The 25,735-nt window shown below is 41.1% G+C and carries 18 protein-coding genes; 5 read left to right on the plus strand and 13 right to left on the minus strand.

Annotated elements, in window-relative coordinates; all coding sequences use genetic code 11:
• Positions 1–129: 129 nt before the first annotated feature.
• The 4 genes from CWB62_RS02800 to CWB62_RS02815 all read right to left on the minus strand — a co-directional run bounded on the left by CWB62_RS02800 (position 130) and on the right by CWB62_RS02815 (position 4,056).
• A complete protein-coding gene (locus tag CWB62_RS02800) occupies positions 130–606 on the minus strand; it encodes a GreA/GreB family elongation factor (RefSeq protein WP_138530106.1) in 477 nt (158 codons plus the stop codon).
• 114 nt (positions 607–720) lie between these two features.
• Positions 721–1,653: a protein translocase subunit SecF gene (secF, locus tag CWB62_RS02805; RefSeq protein WP_138530104.1), complete on the minus strand. Its 933-nt coding sequence runs from the start codon at positions 1,651–1,653 to the stop codon at positions 721–723.
• Positions 1,646–3,484 carry a protein translocase subunit SecD gene (secD, locus tag CWB62_RS02810; RefSeq protein ID WP_138530102.1) on the minus strand — a complete coding sequence of 613 codons (1,839 nt, stop codon included), beginning with the start codon at positions 3,482–3,484 and terminating at the stop codon, positions 1,646–1,648. Before secD ends, secF begins: the two co-directional genes overlap by 8 nt.
• Before the next feature lie 110 nt (positions 3,485–3,594).
• Positions 3,595–4,056: a hypothetical protein gene (locus CWB62_RS02815; RefSeq protein WP_138530100.1), complete on the minus strand. Its 462-nt coding sequence runs from the start codon at positions 4,054–4,056 to the stop codon at positions 3,595–3,597.
• A 94-nt stretch (positions 4,057–4,150) separates the two neighbouring features.
• Between CWB62_RS02815 and CWB62_RS02820 the strand changes: the two genes are divergently transcribed.
• From CWB62_RS02820 to CWB62_RS02835, 4 genes are all read left to right on the plus strand, one after another.
• Positions 4,151–5,929 (plus strand): ABCB family ABC transporter ATP-binding protein/permease, encoded by a 1,779-nt coding sequence (locus tag CWB62_RS02820; RefSeq protein ID WP_138530098.1) that lies wholly within the window; start codon positions 4,151–4,153, stop codon positions 5,927–5,929.
• 174 nt (positions 5,930–6,103) lie between these two features.
• Entirely contained in the window at positions 6,104–8,182 is a 2,079-nt protein-coding gene (locus CWB62_RS02825; protein ID WP_138530096.1) for a M13 family metallopeptidase, read from the plus strand.
• Between the two features lie 198 nt (positions 8,183–8,380).
• Positions 8,381–9,094, plus strand: a complete 714-nt coding sequence (locus tag CWB62_RS02830) for a YebC/PmpR family DNA-binding transcriptional regulator (protein ID WP_058404460.1) — start codon at positions 8,381–8,383, stop codon at positions 9,092–9,094.
• A 33-nt stretch (positions 9,095–9,127) separates the two neighbouring features.
• A complete protein-coding gene (locus tag CWB62_RS02835; protein WP_138530094.1) occupies positions 9,128–10,459 on the plus strand; it encodes a leucine-rich repeat domain-containing protein in 1,332 nt (443 codons plus the stop codon).
• 70 nt (positions 10,460–10,529) lie between these two features.
• Here the strand turns inward: CWB62_RS02835 and gap are convergent, their stop codons facing one another.
• From gap to glk, 5 genes are all read right to left on the minus strand, one after another.
• Complete coding sequence (gene gap / locus CWB62_RS02840; RefSeq protein WP_138530092.1) at positions 10,530–11,534, minus strand: type I glyceraldehyde-3-phosphate dehydrogenase; 1,005 nt, start codon at positions 11,532–11,534, stop codon at positions 10,530–10,532.
• 9 nt (positions 11,535–11,543) lie between these two features.
• Positions 11,544–12,164: a bifunctional 4-hydroxy-2-oxoglutarate aldolase/2-dehydro-3-deoxy-phosphogluconate aldolase gene (eda, locus tag CWB62_RS02845; protein ID WP_058404458.1), complete on the minus strand. Its 621-nt coding sequence runs from the start codon at positions 12,162–12,164 to the stop codon at positions 11,544–11,546.
• A 33-nt stretch (positions 12,165–12,197) separates the two neighbouring features.
• Entirely contained in the window at positions 12,198–14,048 is a 1,851-nt protein-coding gene (gene edd / locus CWB62_RS02850) for a phosphogluconate dehydratase (protein ID WP_058404457.1), read from the minus strand.
• A 328-nt stretch (positions 14,049–14,376) separates the two neighbouring features.
• Complete coding sequence (locus tag CWB62_RS02855) at positions 14,377–15,393, minus strand: LacI family DNA-binding transcriptional regulator (protein ID WP_058404456.1); 1,017 nt, start codon at positions 15,391–15,393, stop codon at positions 14,377–14,379.
• Positions 15,394–15,424: 31 nt separating this feature from the next.
• Entirely contained in the window at positions 15,425–16,417 is a 993-nt protein-coding gene (glk, locus tag CWB62_RS02860; protein WP_058404455.1) for a glucokinase, read from the minus strand.
• A gap of 292 nt (positions 16,418–16,709) precedes the next feature.
• Between glk and CWB62_RS02865 the strand changes: the two genes are divergently transcribed.
• Positions 16,710–17,726 (plus strand): LacI family DNA-binding transcriptional regulator, encoded by a 1,017-nt coding sequence (locus CWB62_RS02865; RefSeq protein ID WP_138530090.1) that lies wholly within the window; start codon positions 16,710–16,712, stop codon positions 17,724–17,726.
• Positions 17,727–18,022: 296 nt separating this feature from the next.
• Here CWB62_RS02865 and CWB62_RS02870 read toward each other — a convergent pair whose 3' ends face one another.
• The 4 genes from CWB62_RS02870 to CWB62_RS02885 form a co-directional block, all read right to left on the minus strand.
• Positions 18,023–20,434, minus strand: a complete 2,412-nt coding sequence (locus tag CWB62_RS02870; protein WP_138530088.1) for a glycoside hydrolase family 15 protein — start codon at positions 20,432–20,434, stop codon at positions 18,023–18,025.
• A 9-nt stretch (positions 20,435–20,443) separates the two neighbouring features.
• Positions 20,444–21,943, minus strand: coding sequence for an MFS transporter (locus tag CWB62_RS02875; RefSeq protein WP_138530086.1), 1,500 nt, complete (start codon positions 21,941–21,943; stop codon positions 20,444–20,446).
• On the minus strand, positions 21,936–23,795 hold the full coding sequence (locus tag CWB62_RS02880; RefSeq protein ID WP_138530084.1) for an alpha-amylase family glycosyl hydrolase: 1,860 nt from the start codon (positions 23,793–23,795) through the stop codon (positions 21,936–21,938). Before CWB62_RS02880 ends, CWB62_RS02875 begins: the two co-directional genes overlap by 8 nt.
• Before the next feature lie 84 nt (positions 23,796–23,879).
• Positions 23,880–25,733, minus strand: coding sequence for a glycoside hydrolase family 13 protein (locus tag CWB62_RS02885; protein WP_502704950.1), 1,854 nt, complete (start codon positions 25,731–25,733; stop codon positions 23,880–23,882).
• Between the last annotated feature and the right edge of the window lie 2 nt (positions 25,734–25,735).

Consider the following 25,735-nt stretch of genomic DNA (forward strand, 5'->3'; position numbering starts at 1 on the left):
AATAAATTACGTATGTTATAAAATCTCTGTTGGTAAAATACACCAAAACGACTTTTGATAATGTTGTGAGATACATTAGCTTTGTCGGATGGCGCTTCGCTTATCCGACCTACATCTAAAACCAATGTTTTATAGAATTTCTACCACTTCATATTCATGGCTTTTGCCTGCAATAGTTAAACTTACTTCATCATCAAGCTGCTTGCCTAACAGTTGTTTGCCCAGCGGGGCTTCGGGTGTAACAACTTGAATAGTTTGCCCTTTTACTTCAACCGTTAAACCGCCTGCGGCTGAGCCTAAATAAAACCATTTTTGTGCGGTGTTTTCATCTTCCAAACAAACGAGTGAGCTTATAATCACTTTATGGTGAGCAGGCTCTTTAAAAATAGATTCAAATTGTTTAATGCTTTTGTAGCATTCGTTTACACGCTCGGCTTGGCCTTGTGCTAAATAAGCGGCTTCGAGCCCTAAGGTATCGTATTGCGTTTCTGCTACGCTTTCTTCGTGAGTTGCGGCGTCGTGCGCGGCTTTGGCAGCTTGTTTTGCGCTGTTTAATTGTGCTTCTAGTGCAAATTTAAGGTGTTCAATTACGTGGGTTTTGTTCATGAGGGAGCGCTAATAACCAATGCTGTAAACTATGTGGTTAATTTTAGCGTTATAAGGCGCTTAAAACCATTATTTTAAGCGCTGATATGTTTACTTAATTATGTAAACCCGCATTTATGGCATATCCATCAATGCTTGGGTTTTTACATCTAGTTTTTCTTCGTAGTTTTTAGCACTTAACCCTAAAAGCTCTGGCAAAGTGGCTGCAATACAAATAGACGAGAACGTCCCCACTACAATGCCGGTAAATAATGCAATAGCAAAGCCTTGCAGTGGTGCGCCTGCGAGTAACCAAACGCTGGCAACTGTCGCAAGTGTGGTACCCGATGTAATAAGTGTGCGTGTTAAAGTACTTTTTATCGCGCTATTTATAATACTTGCAGGGCTAAGTGTATTATTAGATTTAACACGTAAAAGCTCGCGTACTCTATCACCCACTATTATAGAGTCGTTAAGTGAGTAACCTATAATGGCGAGTAAACTGGCAAGCACGGTTAAATTAAACTCAATATTTAATAGCGAAAATAGCCCCAGTACGAGTAGTAAATCATGTACTAGCGCAACCACTGAGCCTACAGCTAAACGCCACTCAAACCGCACCGCTAAATAAAGCATTACTGCAACCATGGCTGAAAATAGCGCTAAACAACCTTGCTCAAATAATTCATCACCCACTTGTGAGCCAATATACGCTGACGATAATACCTCAGCGTTTATATCTGCGTTTTGAGTAATGGCAGATTGCCAATCGTTACTATTTGCTGTTGAATCGCCAGGCGCTTCGCGGAGTTGAAAATGGCTATTGCCTTGCGCTGTTAGCTCGAACTCGCCATTGTGATTTTTAGTAATAAATGATTGAAGCTCTTTTAACTCAACACCTTGGCTGGTAGTAAATTCTGTTAGGTAGCCACCGGTAAAGTCTAGGCCAAAATTAAGCCCTTTTTGACTAAGCGTAAACACCGATAGCAGCACAAGTATGGCGCTCAAAAGCATGCCTGAAAAACGCAGACGCGTGCCCGCCTCGCCCTTTAAAAAAGTGTTAAGCATGTGCATTTACTCCTGCTTTTTTAGCCAATTTTAAATATAACGTTTGGCTTAGTACTTTTGATACGTACACGCCAGTAAATACTGAAGTAATTAATCCAAGTGCCAATGTTATGGCAAAGCCTTTAACTGGCCCGTAACCTATGCCGTATAAAATAAGCGCGGTGATCATAGTGGTTATATTGGCATCAAATATTGTTTTGGCCGCCTGTTTATACCCTTCTTGAATTGCTTGGTATGGCGTACGCCCTTTACGGCGCTCTTCTTTAATTCGCTCAAATATAATAACGTTGGTATCTACCGCCATACCAATGGTGAGTACCAACCCGGCAATACCCGGAAGTGTTAATACAACCCCTGGTAATAAAGACATGAGGCCAACAAGCGACGTTAAATTTAATAACAGCGCTACGTTTGCAATAAGCCCTAAACGGCGATACCACAGCGCCATAAAGGCAAGTGTAATACCCATGCCCAGCATGAGTGCAGCTAAACCCTTACTAATGTTCTCGCTGCCAAGGCTTGGCCCTATTGTTTGTTCATGCACTATAGTTACAGGCGCGGTTAGTGAGCCTGCGCGTAATAACAGGGCTAAATCGGCCGCTGCTTGCTGGCTTTTCATATTGGTAATGCTAAAACGTGAGCTTAAATGCTGCGCAATATTAGCCACGTTTATAACTTCACTTTTTTTAACGGTTTCACCGCTTGCGTTTTGAGAGTACTCAGAGTAAACCGTGGCCATAGGCTTACCAATATTAGCTTTTGAAAACGCCGACATGGCATCGCCGCCTTGCCCATCAAGGCTAAGTTGCACAAGGGGTTTACCCCAATCGTCGCGGCCAATGTTGGCATTATTAATGTGATCGCCTGTAAAAATTGGCACAGGGTCAAGATTAACTGTTCCACCAGACTGCATATTAAATGTTTGGCCACCCACTTCTTTTAACTGATAAAACCCAAGTGATGCAGTCGCGCCAATAATGCGCTTTGCCTCGGTTGGGTCTTGCACACCAGGCAGCTCAATACGTATACGCTGCTTTCCTTGGCGCTGTGTTACGGCTTCGGTAATACCTAATTCTTCTATGCGCGAGCGAAGCGTAGTAAGCGTTTGGCTCATTACTTCTTTATCAAAGTCGCTGCGCCCTTGCTCTGAGTAGCTAAACTTGGCGTTTTTAACATTGCCATTATTGGTTGTTGTAACCGCTAAATTAGCAAAGCGACTTTGTAGCTCATCTATCACTGATGTAAGTTTTTGCACCGCGTTAGGCAATGCATTAATTTCAAAGCCATGCTTAGTTTGCTGCGCTTTAAGGCCGTGCGCTTTTTGCTTTATAATGATTGATTTAGCTTGTTGATACGCACTCACTAACTGCTCATCAACAGCTTTATCTAAATCTACGTCGAGTACAAATAGCACGCCGCCATTTAAATCAAGGCCAAGCTTTATTGGTGATAAACCAAAATTTTGTAACCATGGTGGGCTGGTTGCATGCTCTACAATTTTAACTTGCGTGTTTGGGTACTGCGCCTTTATAGCCGCTTGCGCTTGGGCGCTTTTAGTTGGCTCGTTTAATAAAATATTTATAGTGGATTGCTTATCAAGGCCTTGCTCGACTTTTAAGCCTTGGTTATTTAAAAAAGTAACGAGTGCTTTAGTGCTTGGCACGACTTGGATTTCGCTATGTGGCGCGCTATTTACATGCAACCACGATTTATTAGGGTATAAGTTAGGTAATGCACTAATAGCTAATAAAATCAGCACAATAAGCATGGCTATATAGCTTAATTTAAATTTAGCCATAAATGGCTTTTGATCTTTTTTTACACTTAACATGGTTTTTCCTTATCACCAGTAAATTACTGGCAACGTACTTATTAAAAGTACAATTAATCTCAAGGCTTAAACGAAAAACGTTAAAACCTAATAAAAATTAAATAAGAAAATTAAGCGTGGTAGGTAGTGACAGCGGTATAGAGTAAGTTTGCGTCTTTCCAGCCGCTGAGCCGCGACTTCTTGCTATGCGTTACAAGCGTATACCAAGGCTGAATAGCATTTACAGCTTGGGGGCGTAAAAATATTTGCCTTACAAGGTGCTGCGCAAAAAACTCAAAAACAACATCGTATTCTGGCTCACTTTGAACTGTGTGCAAAAAAAGTGACGCATTACTTGCTGTAAGCCTTGGCTGATGTGAGTCAAAATCGGTGTGTTGTGTTTTTTTATGCGCAGGGGCGTCTGCAGACTTTGTAGTAGGCTTTGTTTTAGTTATATCAATAGTGTCTGTAAATAAAAGCTGTGAATTGACAGCTGGATTTAAATGTTGTGTTACCTGCACAGCATTGCTCTGCACACTAAAAAGTGCAGCGAGTAGCAAAAAAGCAGTTATAAAAACACGAAATTTAAACATACTTAAATCAAACCAAAATAAAGGATGCCTAGTATATTAGGGCAACTATTTAAAATACAATGCTTAATAATTAAGTATTTAATCGAGAAAAATAATGCGCTCCAGACAAAACGTTGAAAAACGTGCAGACGCCATGAATTTAAAACAAAGCGTTAAAACATTGTGGCCTTACATTACAAAATTTAAAGGGCGTGTTTTAATTGCGCTTTTAGCGCTTATTGGTGCCAAAGGCGCCACTCTTTTAATGCCTTGGGCACTTAAAGAAATTATCGACTCGGTTGATAAGTCAATAAACCCAATATTGGTCGTTCCCGCCTTATTGTTACTTATGTACGGCAGCTTACGTTTCGCTAGCGTGTTTTTAGGCGAGGTACGCGATGCGGTGTTCTCGCGTGTAACAGAACATGCCATGCGCAATATTGGCTTAAAAGTATTTAAACATTTACATAGCCTAGAGCTTGCCTTTCACCTAGACAGACAAACTGGTGGAATAAGCCGTGACATAGAACGTGGCACCAGTGGGCTCAGCTTTTTAATGCGCTTTTTAATGTTTAACATTGTACCCACCCTTTTTGAAATACTCACCGTCGCGATTATTTTTGGGACGCTATTTTCTGTCTGGTTTGCTTTAATTACGCTCCTTGCTGTAGGTGTGTATATATTTTTCACTGTCACGGTCACTCAGTGGCGTAACCGTTTTATTCGTGAATCAAACGCGGCTGACAACCTCAGTAACACGCGCGCAATTGACAGCCTTCTAAACTACGAGACTGTAAAGTACTTTAACAACGAAGAGTTTGAAGCCAACACATACGACTCCTTTTTAGCAAATTGGGAAACCGCGCGCTTAAAAAATAGAATGTCTCTTTTAGCGCTAAACTCTGGGCAAGCGTTAATTATTGCCAGTGCCATTACCGCTTTAATGTGGTTAGGCTCAAGTGAGGTAGTGACAGGATCACTTAGCATTGGTGAATTAGTAATGATAAACGCATACATGATCCAACTATTCTTACCACTTAACTTTTTGGGGTTTGTGTACCGTGAAATACGTCGCGCCCTTACCGATTTAGAAAATATGCTGGGCTTACTTAATAAAAAACCACAGGTAACTAATTCTCCGCAGGCAAATACCCTTAATGTAAAAAAGGGGGAAATTGGCTTTAATAACGTCAGTTTTAGCTACAATGCAAACCGCCCTATTCTTGATAATATTAGCTTTAAGGTTAAAGCGGGTAGTAAAGTGGCGATTGTGGGCGCAAGTGGTGCCGGCAAAAGTTCATTAGCGCGCCTGCTCTATCGTTTTTACGATGTAACTTCGGGCAGTATTACCATTGATAACCAAGCAATTAGCTCTGTTACGCTGGACAGCCTTCGTAAAGCCATTGCTATCGTTCCGCAAGATACCGTTTTATTTAATACAACAATTCGTGAAAATATTGCCTATGGCCACCCTTCTGCAAGCGACAACGATATTGATAAAGCGATTGAAATGGCCCATCTAAAAGGTTTTATTAACACGTTGGCTGATGGCGATAAAACGCGAGTTGGCGAACGCGGTTTAAAAGTATCCGGTGGCGAAAAACAGCGCATTGCAATTGCGCGCGCAATTTTAAAACAATCCCCTATTTTAATATTTGACGAGGCCACATCGGCACTCGACTCTCAGGCCGAACAAGCAATATTAAAGGCCATGCATGAGGTAGCCAGCGAGCACACCAGTATTGTAATTGCGCATCGCTTATCAACCATTACCGATGCACACTCTATCATTGTGCTTAAATCAGGCCAAATTGTTGAACAAGGCAAACATAATGAGTTACTGGCCTTGGGCGGTGAATATGCAAATATGTGGGCATTACAACAACAAGATTAACCTGTTTATTAATTTATATTGGTCGCTTATTGCTTGCTGTTGTTTATTGGCTTTTATCGGGTCAGGCTGTGATTCACCTCAAAAGAATTGTGTGCCTGTCTTTTATACATAACAATCAAAAATGATATTTTTTATAACAAAAATTAACAAATTCATTATCCAGGGGGATAAACAATGAAAAAGAGTTTAATTGCAGCGGCTTTAGCTGCCACTTTTATAACGGGCTGTTCAGAGCCACAAACTACAAGCAGTGAAGTTCAAACTGCAAGCGCTGAAAGTACAGCCATTAACAATAAAGCTGAATTAGGTAGCTTTGGTGTAGATTTATCAGCGCGTAACGAAGCCGTTAAGCCTGGTGATGATTTTTTCATGTACGCCAGTGGCACATGGTACGACAACTACAATATGCCAGCTGACAAAACGCGTTATGGTGCGTTTTCAGCATTAGCAGAACGCAGTGAAGACCGTGTTAAAAAAATTATCGAAGACATAGCTGCACGTAAAGAGCTAAACGCTGAAGAGCAATTGGTTGCTGATTTTTATAATTCATACATGGATACAGACACACTTAATGAGCTGGGTGTTAAACCTATTCAACCGCTGTTAAATCAAATTAGTAATATGGAATCAACCGACGACTTAGCTTATGTATTTGGGCAATCGTGGTTATCGGGCCTTCGTACTCCTATTGGTGGTGGTATGTGGTTTAACCGTTTAGATCCAAATAAATACGAAATGTCTTTAGGCGCTGGTGGTTTAGGCTTACCTGACCGTTCTTACTATTTAGAAGATGCTGAGCGTTTTGTTAAAACTCGCGAAGCTTACGTGGCTCATATTGCCGACATGCTAAAATTTGCCAATGTTGATAACACAACAGAACGCGCAAAAGCCATACTAGAGCTTGAAACTAAAATAGCACAAGGGCATTGGCCACGCGAAAAACGACGTAACCGCGACCTGTCGTTAAATCAAATTAAACGTGAAGATTTAGCCGCTACTTACCCTGGTTTTAACTGGGATGTGTATTTTGAGCAAACAGGGTACAAAGTACCTCAGCTTAACGTATCTCAGCCTGAACCGGTTAAAGCCATGATTGAGCTTATTAATAATGAAGATATGGCGGTTTGGAAAGATTACCTAACTTACCATGCAATTAGCGGTAATGCGGGTTTACTTTCTGAAGATATTTTTAATACGCGTTTTGCATTTTATGGCAAAGAGCTAAACGGCCAACAAGAGCCGCGTCCTCGTTGGAAACGCGCTATTAACGAAATGTCGGGCACAAGCTCGCTAGGCTTTGCGATTGGTAAAATTTACGTTGACCAATACTTTCCTGAATCATCTAAACAACAAATGTCTGAACTGGTTGAAAACCTGCGTTCAGCGTTAGGTGAGCGTATTGATAACTTAGACTGGATGGGCGCTGAAACCAAAGTAAACGCACGTGCTAAGTTAGCTGCATTTGTTCCAAAAATTGGTTACCCGGATGTATGGCAGTCTTATGATGGTTTAACTATTAGCCAAAACGATTTAGTGGGTAACGTTAAAAACATGCGTGAGTTTTTCCGCGCTGAAAGCGTAGAAAAAGAACTACAAAAAACGGATCGCAACCGCTGGGGCATGACACCACAACGTGTAAATGCCTACTACAATAGCTCGTTTAACGAAATTGTGTTTCCTGCCGCCATATTACAACCTCCGTTTTTTGATCCAAACGCCGATCCAGCAGTTAACTATGGCGGCATTGGCGCTGTAATTGGTCACGAAATGGGCCATGGTTTTGATGATCAGGGTTCAAAATCTGATGCTAACGGTATTCAACGCAACTGGTGGACAGACGAAGACCTCGCTGCATTTGATGCAAAAGCAGACCAACTTGCCGCACAGTACAGTAAATACGAACCTATTGAAGGTAACTTTGTAAACGGCCGTAACAGCCTAGGTGAGAACATTGGTGATGTGGGTGGCTTAGCCATGGCTTACCACGCGTATAAACTAAGCCTAAATGGTAAAGAAGCGCCTGTAATAGATGGCGTAACAGGCGATCAACGTTTCTTTTTAGCTTGGGCACAAGTATGGAAAGAAAAACGTACTGAGCAAAGCATGTTAAACCAGTTACGCGGTGGAACACATGCTCCAGGTCGCTTTAGAGCGCAAGCACCACGTAACCACGATGCTTGGTACAAAGCGTTTGACGTAAAACCAGGTGATGCCTTGTATTTACCAGAAGAAGAACGCGTTCGTATTTGGTAATTGCCTTATAATATGTAAATGAATACTAAACAGCCCGCAATAGCGGGTTGTTTTATTTAGAACGTATTTTATTTATATGGCTATATTGGCTTTTTAACTGTTAATGTTCCCCAATCCGTACTAGCCCTTAATGTCATTTACCTTTAGAATACGGTCTATTATTTTTTCAGTTATTCATAAAATTAAGGCGAAACGCAGATGGGAAGAGCTTACCAAAACAAAAAAGATTCAATGGCTAAAACTGCGGGTGCTAAAACTAAAGTTTACTCTAAGTACGGTAAAGAAATTTATATTTGTGCTAAAAATGGCGGTGTAGATACAGATGGTAATTTATCATTGCGCCGCTTAATTGAACGTGCAAAAAAAGACCAGGTACCAGCACACGTAATTGACCGCGCAATTGAAAAGGCAAAAGGCGGCGGTGGTGAAGACTACGCTGCAACACGTTACGAAGGCTACGGCCCAGGTAACTGTATGATTATTGTTGACTGCTTAACCGATAACAACAAACGTACATTTGCAGACGTACGTGTTTGTTTTACTAAAGCGAATGCTAAAATTGGCGCTCAAAACTCGGTTTCACATTTATTTGATCACCTCGCTATTTTTGTTTTTGATGGCGACGATGATGAAGCGGTTCTTGAAGCACTTATGATGGCTGACGTTGATGTAACCGATGTCGAAGTTGATAACGGTAAAGTAACCGTATTTGCTCCGCATACAGAGTACAACAACACTCGTACAGCACTTGAAGAAATGGGCATTACTGAGTTTGACGAAGACTTAATTGCGTTTGTACCACAAGTAGAAGCGCCAATTGAAGGCGAAGACGTTGAAGTAATGGAGCGCTTTTTAGCCATGCTAGAAGATTGTGACGACGTTCAAAACGTTTATCATAACGCGCAATTCTAAACCTTATTCACATATTAATTAAAGCCAACAGCCATGTTGGCTTTTTTATTTACAGGGCTTTATAAATTAATGAATACCCTTGCAGAGCTTAATACTGGTAAGTTAGCCGGTGCGAAGCACTTACAGCTGGTTGAGCAATTATCTGAGTTTCCAGCAGACATTTTTAAGCTTGCCGATACACTCGAAGTACTTGATCTTTCAAATAACAATTTAAGTGATTTACCAGACGAATTTGCTTGTTTACACCGCCTTAAGCGTGTGTTTTTATCGTTTAATCAGTTTAAGCATGTACCCAAAGTTTTGGCCAAATGCCCTGCTTTAATTATGGTGGCATTTAAAGGTAACCAAATTTCAAAGTTTGCACCTAACAGCCTGCCAAAAAAAATTGAGTGGCTTATTCTCACCGATAATAACTTACACGAGTTACCCGAAGATTTTGGTAATTACACCCAGCTTAAAAAGCTTGCACTTGCGGGTAATAAGTTAAAACATTTACCGACAAGTATGGCTAACTGTACTAATTTAGAGCTCGTAAGGCTCTCTGCAAACAACCTACCAAAACTCGATGATTGGCTAATAGAATTGCCCAAACTTGCTTGGCTTGCTTTTGCAGGTAACGACTTTAATAAAGCGCAGTGCTTAACTAAAAGTACGTTGAAAAATACCCCGCTTGAAAGTTTTCAACTTAAAAAAGTAATAGGCCAAGGCGCATCGGGGGTTATACACCTAGCAAAAGCTGAGCAAACTAGTGTTGCAGTAAAGCTGTTTAAAGGTGCAATCACCAGCGATGGTTACCCTCTTGATGAAGTAAATTGCTGCCTTCAAGCAGGTAATCACACTCACTTAATTAATGTACTGAGTTACATAGAGCAAAGTGAACAACTTGGCTTGGTAATGGAATTAATAGATACCAATTATACAAATTTAGGGTTACCACCAAGTTTACAAACATGTACACGCGACACGTTTAATGTCGGTTTTAACTACCCTATTGAAGCTGTTTATAAAATAGCAAAACAGATGGTAAATACGCTAACTCACTTACATGACAATTACGTAAGCCATGGTGATATTTACGCACACAACACCATGATAAACGAACAATATGATATGTTGTTTGGTGATTTTGGCGCAGCTACAAACTTAGCTATGCTCAGCGTATATCAGCAGCAGCGAATACAGTTAATAGAAGTGCGTGCTTTTGGGTATTTAATTGAGGATTTACTAAGTACTGTTAGCTCAGCAGATAAACAAAACGACCTCTTTGATAAAATGTCCGATATAGCCGCGCGTGCTATAAATACCGCTATTGCATCGCGCCCTAGTTTTAAAGCGCTAAACGCTTTATTAAACGACTTGGTATAAATTAATCAAAAACAAAAAAGCCTGCATAATGCAGGCTTGGTTGGATAAAGCTAAACTTTTACAGGGTCAATTATAAGTACTGACCTAATGCTTTAACTTGGTCTAACATACGGTTCGAGAAACCCCATTCGTTATCGTACCAAGCCATTACTTTAACTAGTTTGCCATCAGCTTTTGTTTGCGTTGCATCAAAAATTGATGACGCAGGGTTGTGATTAAAATCGATAGAAACAAGCGGAAGCTCGTTGTACTCTAAGATTTCTTTCATTGAGCCCGTTGCTGCGGCTTTCATTACTTCGTTAATTTCTTCAGCCGTTGTGTCGCGTTTAGTAATAAACGTAAAATCAACTAAAGAAACATTGATAGTAGGTACACGTACCGACATACCATCTAATTTACCCGCAAGCTCAGGAAGTACTAAGCCAACAGCTGCAGCGGCACCTGTTTTAGTTGGGATCATAGACTGTGTTGCACTACGCGCACGGTATAGGTCTGGGTGGTAAACGTCAGATAAGTTTTGATCGTTTGTGTAAGCATGAATGGTAGTCATGCTACCTTGTTCAATACCAACTGTGTCGTTAATTGCTTTTGCAATAGGTGCTAAACAGTTAGTAGTACAAGAAGCATTTGAAATGATGTTGCTATCAGCATTAATTACATCACTGTTAACACCGTGCACTACAGTTGCATCTAAGTCTTTACCAGGGGCAGATACAATTACTTTTTTAGCGCCTGCTGTAATGTGCTTAGCTGCGTCGTCACGTTTAGTGAAAAAGCCTGTACATTCTAAAACGATATCTACGCTTAGCTCTTTCCACGGTAAGTTTGCAGGGTCACGTTCTTGAGTAAGTGTAATTACGTCATCACCAATTAACATGGTGTTATCTGCAAGTGTTACTTTTTTAGAAAATTGACCATGAACTGAGTCAAACTGAGTTAAATGTGCATTTACGTTAGCAGGTGCTAAATCGTTGATTGCTACAATTTTAATTTCACTGTTTTGCTCTGACTCATAAAGTGCACGTAATACATTGCGACCGATACGACCATAACCGTTAATTGCTACATTAATCATTTTAGACTCCTATTTAAGTTCACTTGCTTGGCGAGCAAGCGCTTCAATGGCTTGCCAGTCTTTATTTTCAATAAGTTGTTTATCTAACATCCACGTACCACCAACACAAATAACATTGTTAAGTGCTAAATAGTTAGGTGCAGTTGCTAGGCTAATGCCGCCAGTTGGGCAAAAAGTAACGTGCGGTAATGGGCCACCAATCGACTTAAGCATTGCCGTTCCACCAGCAGCTTCAGCTGGAAAGAATTTTAAAAACTTGAAACCATGACTTGCTAACTGCATTACTTCGCTCGCAGTTGCAGCGCCTGGTAAAAATGGGATATCAGACTCTTTTGCAAGTGCTAATAACTCAGTGCTGACACCTGGGCTCACCATAAAGTCAGCACCTGCCGCCACTGAGGCTTCAAAACTTGCTTTATCCACTACAGTACCTGTACCTACAAAAGCTTCTGGCACTTCAGCTTTCATTAACTTTACAGCTTCTGCTGCAACTGGTGTACGCAGTGTAATTTCAAGTGCTTTTAAGCCACCGTTGTATAACGCTCTAGCAAGTGGTGCAGCATCTTCTAATTTTTCGATTACAACCACTGGCACAACAGGTGCCGATGCTAAGATTTTTTCAATACTCATTACTTGTTCCTCATTACCCAGTTCGGCTAATTATTATTCAAGTCCAAAAGCACTCGCGCCTAAATCGGCACTGCTTACTATATTTCTAAATCCTGTAAATAATTCACGTCCAGTACCAAATGTTAAACTTGGTTGGCTAATTTCAAGCTCACGTTTAGCAAGCTCGTCATCACTAACATGTACTTTTAAAATTCCGTTAGGCGCGTCAAGGGTTACTAAGTCACCTTCTTGAATTTTTGCAATAATGCCACCTTCTACAGCTTCTGGGGCTAGGTGGATTGCAGCAGGAACTTTACCAGATGCACCCGACATACGGCCGTCGGTTACAATGGCAACTTTAAAACCTTCGTCTTGAAGAGTTGCCATAACCGGCGTTAATTTATGAAGCTCTGGCATCCCTTTCGCTTTAGGGCCCTGCTCTTTAAGTACGGCAATAAAGTCTTGGTTTAACTCACCGCGGCTATACGCATCTTGAAGTGCTCCTTGCGAGCTAAATACTTTAGCCGGTGCAGTAACCACTTGATGCTCTTGTGCAACAGCAGATACTTTGATTACCGCTTTACCTAAATTACCAGTAAGCAGTTGTAGGCCACCTTGTTTACTAAATGGATTACTTACAGGACGAAGTACTTCTTCATCAAGTGAATTTGCAGGGCAATCAACCCATTTAACTTTGCTTGGGCCATTTGAATCGCTCATGATCAGGCTTTCGTCTTTATCTAAACGCGGCTCTGTCATGTAAGGTGCTAGGCCATCACCAAGCATTGTTTTAACATCAGTATGCAAATAACCTGCGCTTGCTAGTTCGCGCATTAAGAAACCCATACCGCCTGCGGCTTGGAAATGGTTTACATCTGCTGAACCGTTAGGGTAAATACGCGTAAGTAGTGGTACAACTTCTGATAAATCAGACATGTCTTTCCACGTCACTTGAATACCTGCAGCCTTTGCAATTGCAACAATATGAATAGCGTGGTTTGTAGAGCCACCTGTAGATAGCAAGCCAACTAAACCATTAATAATGGTTTTTTCGCTAATTACCTCTGCTAAACACGGGCTTTCTTTATCATCTGTAAGCTGCTTAAGCATGGTTTCTACAGCATTACCTGTTAGTCCATCGCGAAGCTCTGTGTATGGGTTGATAAATGAGCTACCCGGAAGGTGCAAGCCCATTATTTCCATTAACATTTGGTTTGAGTTAGCAGTACCGTAAAACGTACAAGTACCCGCACTGTGGTAAGATGCGCTTTCAGCTTCTAGTAGGTCTTCACGGCTAACTAAGCCTTGTGCAAACTTTTGGCGAATACGTGCTTTTTCTTTATTTGGGATACCAGATTGCATTGGACCCGCTGGTAAAAAGAACACAGGCAAATGGCCAAACGATAGTGCGCCAATTAATAAACCTGGGACAATTTTGTCACACACGCCTAAACAAAAAACGCCGTCAAATACATCATGCGATAATGAAACAGCGGTAGACATTGCTATAACGTCACGAGAAAACAGTGATAGTTCCATGCCATCACGCCCCTGCGTAACGCCATCACACATTGCAGGAACGCCACCCGCTACCTGAGCGGTTGCGTCGAACTTAGTTGCGATGCTTTTGATTACGTCTGGGTAATCTTTGTAAGGTACATGCGCAGATAACATGTCGTTGTATGAATTGATAATGGCTAGGTTTGGCACTTCATCTGCTTTTAAGCGAGCTTTATCGTCGCTGCTGCAGGCAGCCATTACGTGGGCAATATTGCCACAACCTAATCCCGCACGAACTCTTGTTTGTTTTTTTGCATGCGAAATACGATCTAAATAATCTTGACGGGTGTTTTTACTGCGTTCAATAACGCGTTGGGTAACTTCTTGAATTCGAGGATGTAACATAATTAACTCATCTCTATTAGTTAGAGGATAAAGGCTCAGTAGCAATTACAGACTCCACGTAAATAACTGTACTGAGCATCTTTGATTGACCCGTTCAAAGGTACGATATCAGGGAGCCTCTCACAACAAACCTGACACCGGTGTCACTGTATTAACTCACAGCTATGACACCGGTGTCAACCCTGACCACTAAATTTAATTTAACTTTTTATCATGACCAATTAATGAACACTTAAATTCTTGTGTACATACACACTTTTATCAAGCTGCGGGCAAAAAAAAGCCTGAATAAGCGTCACTCATATTCAGGCTACTGTGAAAAAGTATTTTATGGATTTACGCGTGCTGTTGATTCACGCGTTATTAAACGTGATTCAAGCGTGATTTGAAAGGGTTGCTCTTGAGGCTCTGTAATGTGGTTAATTAATTGGGTAACCGCAAGCTTTGTCATTTCTTCTACTGGTTGGGCTATGGTTGTTAACCCTGGCCAAATATGACGTGCAATAGGTGCATTATCAAAACCGGCTATAGAAATATCGTCAGGTACACGCAATTGCCTTTGTGTTGCGAGTTTAAGTACAGCCGCGGCCATGTAATCGTTTGATGCAAATACAGCGGTGGGACGAGGTGACAAATCTAAAATGCTGCGCGCGCTGTCTACGCCCGAGTGGTAACTAAAGTTACCTTCTTCAACTAATCGCTCGTCAAACTCAATATTGTGATTTGCTAAAGCGCGCCTGTACCCTTTAAAGCGTTGCTGTGTTGCACTATGATCAGGATGACCTTTAATAAATGCAATTGACTTATGCCCAAGGCTGATTAAATGTTCTGTGATTTCAAATGCGCCCTGCTCGTCGTTGCTACGAACAGAAATAGATTCATCTTGTAGAATTGCGGAAGCAACTCTAGCAAACGGAATTTTTTTAGCTGTTAAAAACTCGACCAACTCAGGAAAATCACCAAAAGGTGGCGTAAGTACAATGCCATCTAGACGAGATGTTTGAAGCAACTGCTCAACATTACTAATTAAAGCTTCGCCTCTGTATTCGCATGGATGAATTAGTAAGTTGTAATTGTTTTCTTGGCAAGCGGCTAATGCACCAGTTTGAACACGCGTGATATAACTTTTACTGGGATTGTCGTATAAGCAGCCAATAATAAAGCTTCTGTTTTGTGCTAAACCACGCGCAATAGGATTTGGCGTGTAATCTAGTTCTTTGAACACAGCGAGTACTTTTTCACGTGTGGCTGCACTTACGTTAGGCTCATTATTTAGAACCCGCGACACTGTTTTTTTAGACACACCAGCATGACTTGCTACACTGTTGATTGTTACTTTTTTCATCACTCTATTTTCCACATGCAATCAACAAAAACTACTTGGCGTTGTGCAAACACGCCGCTGCGCCAATTAAAGGTATGTTGTCTTGTGTTACTAATGTAACAGGTATTTGACCTGTGTATTGCGACATAATCCCTTTTTGCGAAAAGCGTTCAACAAAGCGACTTTCGAGCAAGCGGGCTTGCATACGCGGTAGTATTCCACCACCAATAAATAAACCACCTAACGCGCCGTAAGCTAACGATAAATCACCTGCTACACTGCCTATCCAATCACAAAACTGGTTTAATGTTGCATCGCACACATCACACTCGCCACTATTTGCTAAACTGCTAATTTGAGCAGCATCAAGGTTTTTAGGCGACTGCCCTTTAACGGCAGCCATTGCTTTATACAAATGGGTAATGCCTGGGCCAGAAAAAACGGTTTCAACAGAAACGTGTTGATGCTCTTTTTTTAGTTCTTGAATTAATAAAGCGTCGAGCTCTGTCACCGCTGCAAGTGATATGTGTCCGCCTTCGGAGCTTAAAACAGAAGTAGAATGAGATGTTCTAACTAGGCAAGCCGCACCAAAGCCCGTTCCAGGCCCCATAACGCCAATATTTGCGTTATCGTCTGCCTGACCGGCTTTTATAACAACATTTTGCGATGGGTTTAAATAAGGTGCAGCGTACGCAAAAGCAGCAAAATCATTAATAACATCAAGCTCATTCAATTCAAAATGGACTTTAAAATCGTTAACACTAAAGTGCCAGCCTAAATTTGTTAAGTGAACCTGGCCTGCCTTTATTGGGCCTGCTACCGCCAAACACGCACGTTTTGGTGTAATGTGTGGTACGGTTGTTAGGTAATGCTCCAGTGCTTTTTCAAGTGAGCCAAAGTTAGCACTAGGGAATGTATTATTGTGCTCAATAGTAAATTGATTTGTTGTATCATCAAACGATGTAATTAAAGCAAAGCGCGCGTTAGTGCCACCAATATCGGCAACTAAGATAGGATCAAATTGGGTAGAAGAGTTTAGGCTCATGGTGTTATCTCTTTTGTTTAAGCAATCAGTGCTTTTTTGTTCTACAATAGTAAACCATTGGTGTAATTACTTTAGGCTATCACCCTAAAGCGGCTATCAGAGAAAAAATGCTGCCTGTAGCGATTACAAACAGCCAATTCGTTTTGACAACAAAATGATAAAACATAAATATTATGACACCGGTGTCACAGTCAAATCAATAAATAATTTGCTTTAAACACAAAAAGCTTGAAATATTTAATTAATAAACGAAAATGGCACTATTGTGTATTACATTAACTAAGTTGTGATAATGAAAGGTAAAGCTACATCATTTGATATTGCCCACTATGCAGGGGTATCTCAATCAACTGTATCTCGTGCTTTACGAAATAGCCCGCTTGTAAATGAAGAAACACGCAAGCGTGTTCACGACATAGCAAAAAAGCTCAATTACAAGGTCGACAAAAACGCGAGTAACCTGCGTACTCAGCAAAGCAGCACGCTAGCCTTATTATTATTTGAAGACCCGACTTCTGACGAATCACAAATAAACCCATTCTTTTTATCTATGCTGGGCAGCATTACCCGCGCGTGCGCAAAAGAAGGTTACGATTTATTAGTGTCGTTTCAATCAGCCAGTGCAGATTGGCAAGCCGATTACGAGGATAGCCACAGAGCCGATGGCATTATTTTACTCGGTTACGGTGATTACATAGACTTTCAGCCAAAGTTTAAAACCCTGCTTGATCAAAACACTAAATTTGTATGTTGGGGTGCAACGGTAGACAATAGACCCGATCTAACCGTGTGCTGCGACAATTACGGCGGTGGTAAACAGGCGGCGGCTCATTTTATAGCCCACAACAGGCAAGACTGTGCATTTATTGGCGATGCTTCTGACCACAGCCCAGAATTTTTTGCTCGTTTTCAGGGGTTTAAAGACGAACTAGAAGCTAACAATATTGCTATAAACGAACGTAAAATGGCTAACGCTATTTCAACGGAAGAATCAGGCTATCATGCAACTCGCTCACTCATTGCCAACAATATTAAATTTAACGCGTTATTTGCAGCAAGCGACTTAATCGCAATTGGTGCTATTCGAGCACTCAAAGAAGCAAATATTAACGTCCCTAAAGATGTTGCAGTCGTCGGGTTTGATAACATAGCTATAGCCAGCTTTGTAAACCCACCACTGACAACCATAGAGCAAAACACCACCGTTGCAGGTCAAATGCTCGTTGAAAATTTACTAAAATTAATTCGTGAAGAAGAAGTACAAAGCACCCTTTTACCCCCCGTGTTAATTGCTCGCGGATCGAGTTAAATATTTAACCTGAACTGTGGATAATATATCTATTTAAAGCAGCTATTCTTAGCACTAACTGCGTTAAATTTATTTGCAATAGGCTCGCTATTGACGCGTAAATTCGCCTTGTTTTCACTTAAAAATTCTTGCTAGAGAAAAACAGAATTAAATTTAGTTAAAATTTAGTTGGTTAATAAATCTCTTAACCAAAGTTCAAGTTATTCAATACACAGCACCCTGCTTCAAATATAACTTTACCTTAAATATAAAAAACCACGCTATAAGCGTGGTTTTTCTTTACTTAGTAGACAAGTTTACTTTAGTGCTTTTTCTACCACTGGGTAATAATCCCATACTTGTTTATCGCTTAATGAGCGAACTAGCTTTACGTACTCAGCATGTGTCCACGCTAATGGTGTTGCTGAGTTAGTACCTTCGCCCAACTCATAACCGGCTTTATTAACACCTACGCCATCCCAAACTTGTTCAGGCAACATCATGCCTTCATTCGCAAACTGTTCTAGACCTTTTACGTAACTATTTCTAATATCAGCCTGCTTAGCATCATTAAGTGTTTTGCTAGCGTTAGCTGCAGCAATTTCGTAATGGCCGCGTTCACCGGTGAAAAATGGCCATACACGACCACGTTGCCCAGGAGTGTTAGCGCCGCCCTCTGCGTAATTTGTGCCTGTTACTTCATCTTCGCCGTAACCGTCGTTACCATAGCGGCGGTAGCCTGCAAATGTGCCGGTGCCATCTTCAAAACTAAAGCTATATTTTACCTGTAGGTTATCATCAAGCGTTTCATCGTCATATTCAGGCAATGTTTTAACAATGCTTTCGTCGTTAGCGCCACGCACACCGTAGCGTACAAGTTCTAAAAACCCACCATCTAAAATTTGCTTTTTATTAAACCCTTCACGGCCATTATTCGCATTAATTTTGGTGTCTGAATTAGCATCAGTATCCTGACCGATTCGAATAAAGTACTCACCATCGGTATTTTCGCTTTTTAAATTACCCTTTGTAGTAAACATTTGCGATTCTATATCGCTGTTATACTTCTTAGCCGTTTCTAAATAACGCTTAGCGTTTTTGTCGTCACCGCTAAGTGTTGCTATATCGCTGGCTGTTATCAAGCCCGCAACAATTGCAGCCGTCGTAGAAGGCGAGTAACCTTCTTGCTCTTCCCAGCGCTCCTGCTGTGTTGCCGGTGGAGTAATTTGCGTGTCGTTCCATAAAATTTTAGCAAGGCCACCATCAACTAAAAAATCGGCAGCCGGTTTTAGCATTTTACCGTACCAACTTTTTAGTTCATCGTCGCTAAGTACATTGGCTTTATGTAACTTCCAGGCAAGCATAATAGGCATAGCGGTTTGATCTAACTGTACACCTACCCATTCAAGCTCACCATCTACATGTGTTTTTTGTAAAAACCAGCCAGTATCGCCATTATTGCCGGGCGTATTGCTGTTAACTTGTACTTTTTCAAGGTACTCAAATGCTGTTTTAGCAGTGGCTGTATCGCCGAGCGCCATAAATGCCATTGCTACTTGGTAAAAGTCGCGCACCCATACCGCTTTATAACCGGTAGAACCTTCTTTTGCAGATACAGTTTCACCCCATGGGTTTGACAGTGATGCAATAAGTGCACCCGCGTGTGTTTTATCTTCTTGTGCTTTTAAAACCATGGCACTGGTATATAAAAGCTTGCCGTTATCGGCAGTTTGCTCAACCATGCTTGCTAGTGGCTCAAGACTTTGTATGTAGTCTTGCCAACCTAGCTCGTCGCCTTTACCGTTGTAGTGATCAAGTACCGCTTTATAGCCCTTTGCCAAGCTTTGCTCACCGTGCTGCATACTTTGCTGCTGCGTGTTACCAAAGCTTAAAGCTAAATCAAATGTGGTGTTGTTACTGATATCACCGAGTTCTGCAAGCATGTTTACATTACCTGAAGCATCACCGGTATTCGTATACTGATTATTAATTGCTTGTGTTGTTTTAAGTGAACTTATGCCATCACTTTCACCTGTAAAGCCAACGGATTGCGCTTTAAAAGGTGAACTTGATTGTAATGTTAAATAGTTATCGCCTTCCCAAGCTACAAGCCCTTGCTCTGTTGTTTTAGCAAAGTCACCTAATCCGTTATTATTAATGTACGGGTTAACGTTAACGTAGGCTTTTAATCCCTCTAATTGAGTATTAAATACACTTCTTACAAATAATGTTTGGGTATCTGGGTCGGTAAATATGTGTTTTTCTAAACTAAAGCGACCTTGCTTGTCGGTACTTGTTACTTTATAAGCTAGTGAAAGTGGTCTGCCTTGCTCATCTTTGTATAAGTAATCAATGGTTACGTCTAAGTCATCAGCCTCGGTTACCGTAAAGTCTTTACCGGTAACAATAAATTGCATGTCTTTTATTTGTGCTTGGTGAATAAGCCCAAACATAGTTTCTGTGATCACCCCTTTAGCAATAGAAAACCACACTTTAGATACACTGCCTGTTGCAGCTGAGTCACTGTACTGACCGTTTTTATATTCTTCAAACGATGTGCCGATACCTGTTTTACCTGAATACGCCCAAAATGGCTCTGCGCCTGGCGCGCCAGGTGCCGATTTAACCTGTGCAGCGATATTTTCATTATCTGTGCTTATGTTTTGTGCACCGCAGGCAGTTAAACCCAATGTTAAAAGTGAGGCAGTTATAAGGTTATATTTTTTCATTGTGTGTCCTTAATTAGAATTTTTAACGCGCATTACGGCTACAGCGGCAACGACAAATGAGGCTGCGCCAATTAGTAATGCGTAAATAGGCTGATTTGAAAATGCGTGACGTAAAATAAGCCCTAAAATACTGGCTGCTAGCAATTGCGGGATAACAATAAAGAAGTTAAAAATGCCCATGTAAACGCCCATTTTATTACTTGGTAAGGCGTTACTTAACATGGCATATGGTAGCGATAGAATAGAGGCCCACGCAAAGCCCACACCAATCATAGGTATAAGTAACATTTTAGGATCTTGAATAAACATAAAGCTGCCAAGGCCTAATGCGCCCAGTAATAAATTAAAACAATGCGCGCCTTTTAGACCCATTTTTTTAACTAAAAACGGAATACACATAGCGGCAATAGCAGCAAAACCATTGTAAGCGGCAAATAAAATACCCACCCAATCTGCACCATCGTTAAATGCTTTAGAAGTTGCATCGCTACTACCATAGTGAAAGCTAGTCACCGCGGCAGTGGTGTAAATCCACATGGCAAATAACGTAAACCAGCTAAAAAACTGCACCCATGCAAGCTGCTTCATAGCCTCTGGCATTGTAAATACATCTTGCACTACTTGGTAAAAACCACCTTGGGTTTTATTAGCACTTTTAAGCGCTGCTGCAATCCACTGCACAACCCCAAACGCTAGTAAACCACCAGCAAGTAGGTAAAGCTCTTTTTCAAGCGATAACCCCATTACTAATGCAAGAGTTGCTAAACCTAACACCACAAAAATAATGGCGCCTTTGTTGAAGTTAATATCAGCAATAATTGCAGTGGTAGACTTCGCTGTTTGCTTTTCAAATTCAGCAAGTTGTTCTGGGCTATATTCCTTGGTGCGTGCCACAGTCCATAGAACAGCAACTAATAAAACCACCCCGCCCCAGTAAAATGAATATTTGACTGACTCGGGAATTTGCCCTGCTGCTGCAGTATTACTAACATCAAACCAGTTGGTCATCATCCACGGTAATGCTGAGGCTAATACCGCTCCAATGCCAATAAAAAAGCTTTGAAAACCATAGCCTGTTGCACGTTGTTTTTCTGGTAGGTTATCACCAACCAGCGCTCTGAAAGGTTCCATGGTCACGTTAATCGACGCATCCATGATCCATAACATACCTGCAGCAATCCAAAGTGTTGGCGAGTGCGGCATGATAAACAACGAAAGCGTTGTTAACACAGCCCCTACAAAAAAGAACGGACGACGGCGGCCAAATCGGCCCCAAGTTTTATCGCTCCAATAACCAATAATTGGCTGTACAATTAAACCGGTAAGCGGTGCTGCAACCCATAAAATGGGTATATCATCTACTTGGGCGCCTAATGTTTGAAATATACGGCTCACGTTACCGTTTTGCAGGGCAAAACCAAACTGTATGCCCAAAAAGCCAAAGCACATATTCCATATTTGCCAAAAGCTTAAATTTGGCTTGTCACTATTATTATTTTGATTATTCATTATTAGCCTTATTTGTTAATACTGCGCTGCTAAATGCTTCAAGTGTCAGGTTAAATGTGGCGCCTTGCGAGTTTGTTTTAAGTGCCACTTGGTGTTGCTCAAGTAAATCAACAAGTAGTGAGCTTTCACCCAGTTTTGTTACTTGCTCCCTAGATAGATCAACAGAGATACTCTGTGTTTGCTCACTAAAGTTACTGAGTACCAAAATTGTTTGCTGCCCAAGCGCTCGGCTAAACCCAACAATACGATCGCTGCCTGTAATAGTAAGCTCTTGCATATCGCCGCCCACAACAGCAGGTAAAGTATTTAAAGCCATAATTGCTTTGTAGTATTCACGCAATGCAGCTTGTTCGTTAGTAAGTTTTGCACCATCAAACTGACCCTTATTCATCCATGCTTGATGAGCTGGAACACCTATATAATCAAAAATACTGGTGCGCGTTGGCGAACCAAATCCAGCATTTTCAGAACCATCTTCACCCACATCTTGGCCAAAATATAATAAGCTTGGCGCGCGACTAACTAAGTTAGATACCACCATAGCGGGTTTACCCCACGCTGCATTTCCTGCAAAGTCTGGGCTGGCAATGCGTTGCTCGTCATGGTTTTCTAAAAAATGCAGCATGTGTTGCTCTATATCGGCAACGGTTTTATGCGCATCAAAAATAGTGTTTGCTGGCTGCTTGACTTGCATAATGGCCTTTAACGTATCGTAAAAGCCGACTTTATCGTAAAGGAAATCCATTTTACCTTGATGAATATAAGCACGATACATTTTCGGGTTGTATACTTCAGCCAATAAAAAGGCGTCTGGCTTTTGCATTTTTATTGATGAATTTAAAAAGCTCCAAAATTCAACCGGTACCATTTCGGCCATGTCGTATCTAAAGCCATCAACGCCTTTGTCGAGCCAAAAAAGTGCAATGTCTCTAAATTTATACCAGCTGTTAGGAAGCTCTTTATCTTGCCAAAATTCATAATGAGCACGATAATCTTGCGTCGCTATAGTTTTTGGTAATGTTGGAAAGTCGTAACTGCCATTTGGTTTAACACCGTAATTAACTTTTACGGTTTCGTACCAATCATTTATGTCGGGTTTTGGCGCTCTTGCACCATTACCTGTCCATTTTGCTGGGTTTTCTTCAAAAAAGCCGTCCGCAAGTGGATGAGCATTGCCACCTAGAACTTGGTAATTAACATCTGTAGGTACTTGAAAAGACTTTCCTGGTACATAGTAAAAATTATTATTTTTATCGTACTCTTTGCTGGTGTCATCTTCTTCACCGAAGTCTTTAACACCTTTTGGCTTACCCAGCGATTCGTAGTTACGCGCCACATGGTTAGGTACTATATCAATAATGACCTTCATTCCATGATTATGTGTGCGTTCAATAAGCTCACTAAATTCGCCCATTCGGTTAGTGACGTTAATCGCTAAATCGGGGGTTACGTCGTAGTAGTCTTTAATTGCATAAGGTGAGCCAGCGCGCCCTTTTACAACATCAGGATCGTCTTTAGAAATGCCGAACTGCGTATAATCACCCACTAATGCGTGATGCAATACACCCGTATACCAAACGTGCGTGGTACCTAGTTCTTTAATACCCTTAAGCGCAGCGTTGTTAAAGTCGGCAAATTTGCCCACGCCGTTTTGCTCTTTGCTGCCCCATGGCACATTGGCGGTTTGCGTATTACCAAATAAACGAGTGAAAACTTGATATACAACAGGCTTAGCTAGCTCATTAGCTTTACTCTGTGTGACTTGGGGTTGCTCATCTTTATTACTTTCTGAGCAGCTACTAATTAAAAGTGCGCTACATAAAATTGCAGGTGCATAAACTGATTTTTTCATTGTGTGTCTTTTGTCAGTGCGTATCACTTAATACTAATGATTAGTGCAGCAACCATACAGTTGCTGCATACGTATTCAGGCAAACTATTGTGGTACATTTATTACTAAAACGGTGGCACTCATTGCCGGTAAAGCCACTGTATCACCTAGTAATTGTGTTTTGTTGGTGAATAAGTTATGCGCTTTAGTATTTTTTGGTATTACTTCCTGCATATACTCAATATTCTTAACGAGCTCTTTTGTGTTTTTATTCAAAAATACCAACACAGTTTGCTCGTCGCTAATACGCGCATAACTATACACACCTTGTTGTGGCGTAAAGTGCACTAACTTGCCTTTATCTAGCGCAGTGCTGCTTTTTCTAAAGTTAAGCAGGGTGCTAATTGTTTTGTGCATGTCTTTTTGCTGCGAGGTAAGCCCTTTACCTGTAAATGCATTACTCGTTTGGCCTTTAAACCCACCCGGGAAATCTATTCTAATATCACCATGATCTTTACTTGGGGTGTTATCTAGTAAAACCTCCGTACCGTAATACATTTGTGCAATACCGCGCGTGGTTAAAAATAGCGTCATGGCCATTTTAGTTTTTGCAACATCTTGTCCAAGCTCGGTGTATACACGGCTCATATCGTGGTTATCAGCAAACACCATAATGTTATTGGTATCAGGGTATAAAAAGTCATTCGCCAACGACTCATAGACTTTAACCCAGCCCGTGTTCCAGCTTTCATCTTCATTGAGCGCTTGAATTACCGACTCTTGCAACGAAAAGTCCATCACGCTTGGTAGGCTTGATGTATACCCATCTTGATTATTTTTACCACGTTGCCAATAAGAGGCAATTGCAGGGTTAGAGGTCCACTCCTCTCCTACAATATTAAAATCTGGGTATTCTTGTATAATGGCTTTTGTCCAATCGCTCAAAAATGCTTTATCTGAGTAAGAGTAGGTATCAACTCGAATACCGCTTAAATCCGCGTATTCAATCCACCAAATAGCGTTTTGAATTAAATATTCACTTAACAGTGGTTGGCGCTGATTTAAATCAGGCATGGTTTCTACAAACCAGCCATCGTTAAACTGGCGCTTGTCGTACTCACTGGCGTGTGGGTCTTGTATAGTTTGGCGTGCATGGCTTGTGGCGTTTTTACCATTGTTAAATTCACCATTAAAGTTAATCCAATCTTTGGTAGGCTTATCTTTAACCCAGGTATGCTCTGAGCCAAAATGGTTGAGTACCATATCCATTACAAGGCCTATGCCTTGCTCTTTTGCTTTTGCAGATAGCGTTTTATATAACTGATTTGAGCCCATACGCGGGTCAACTTTATAAAAGTCAGTAATTGCATAACCATGGTAAGAATAATCTGGCATGTTGTTTTCAAGTACTGGCGTTAACCAAAGCTGAGTAACACCTAAATCGTTTAAATACGGTAATGCGTTTATAACACCTTGTATATCCCCCCCGTGGCGTCCGCCCTTGGTACTAGGATTTGCGGCTTCTAACATGCTAGGAACAGTATCGTTTTGCTCATCACCATTAGCAAAGCGATCTGGGTTGATTAAATAAAGGGTATCGTTAGACGTAAAGCCTTGGCGCTTTACACTGTTTTTATCACGTGCAAGTAGTGGAAATTCGAAACTTTGGCTCGCTTCGCAGCTATTAAATTGAAGCGTTCCCGGTTGAGCTTCATCGGTAATGCTAATATTTAGAAATACATAATTTGGGTTATCTGTGCGCGTTACTTTATTTAATTTAACACCATTATATTTAGCTAACTTAATTTGCTCGTTTGCAATGTTTTGCTCATGAACCATGATGGTAATCGTGTTTTTATTCATGCCTACCCACCAATTAGTAGGTTCAACGTCAAGTGCATAGGTTGAGCATGAAAAAGCACACGCTGTTGTAAGAAATAGTGTACTTAAAAATCGCATCA

The organism is Pseudoalteromonas sp. S408 (genome assembly GCF_005886645.1).
Lineage (GTDB): Bacteria > Pseudomonadota > Gammaproteobacteria > Enterobacterales > Alteromonadaceae > Pseudoalteromonas.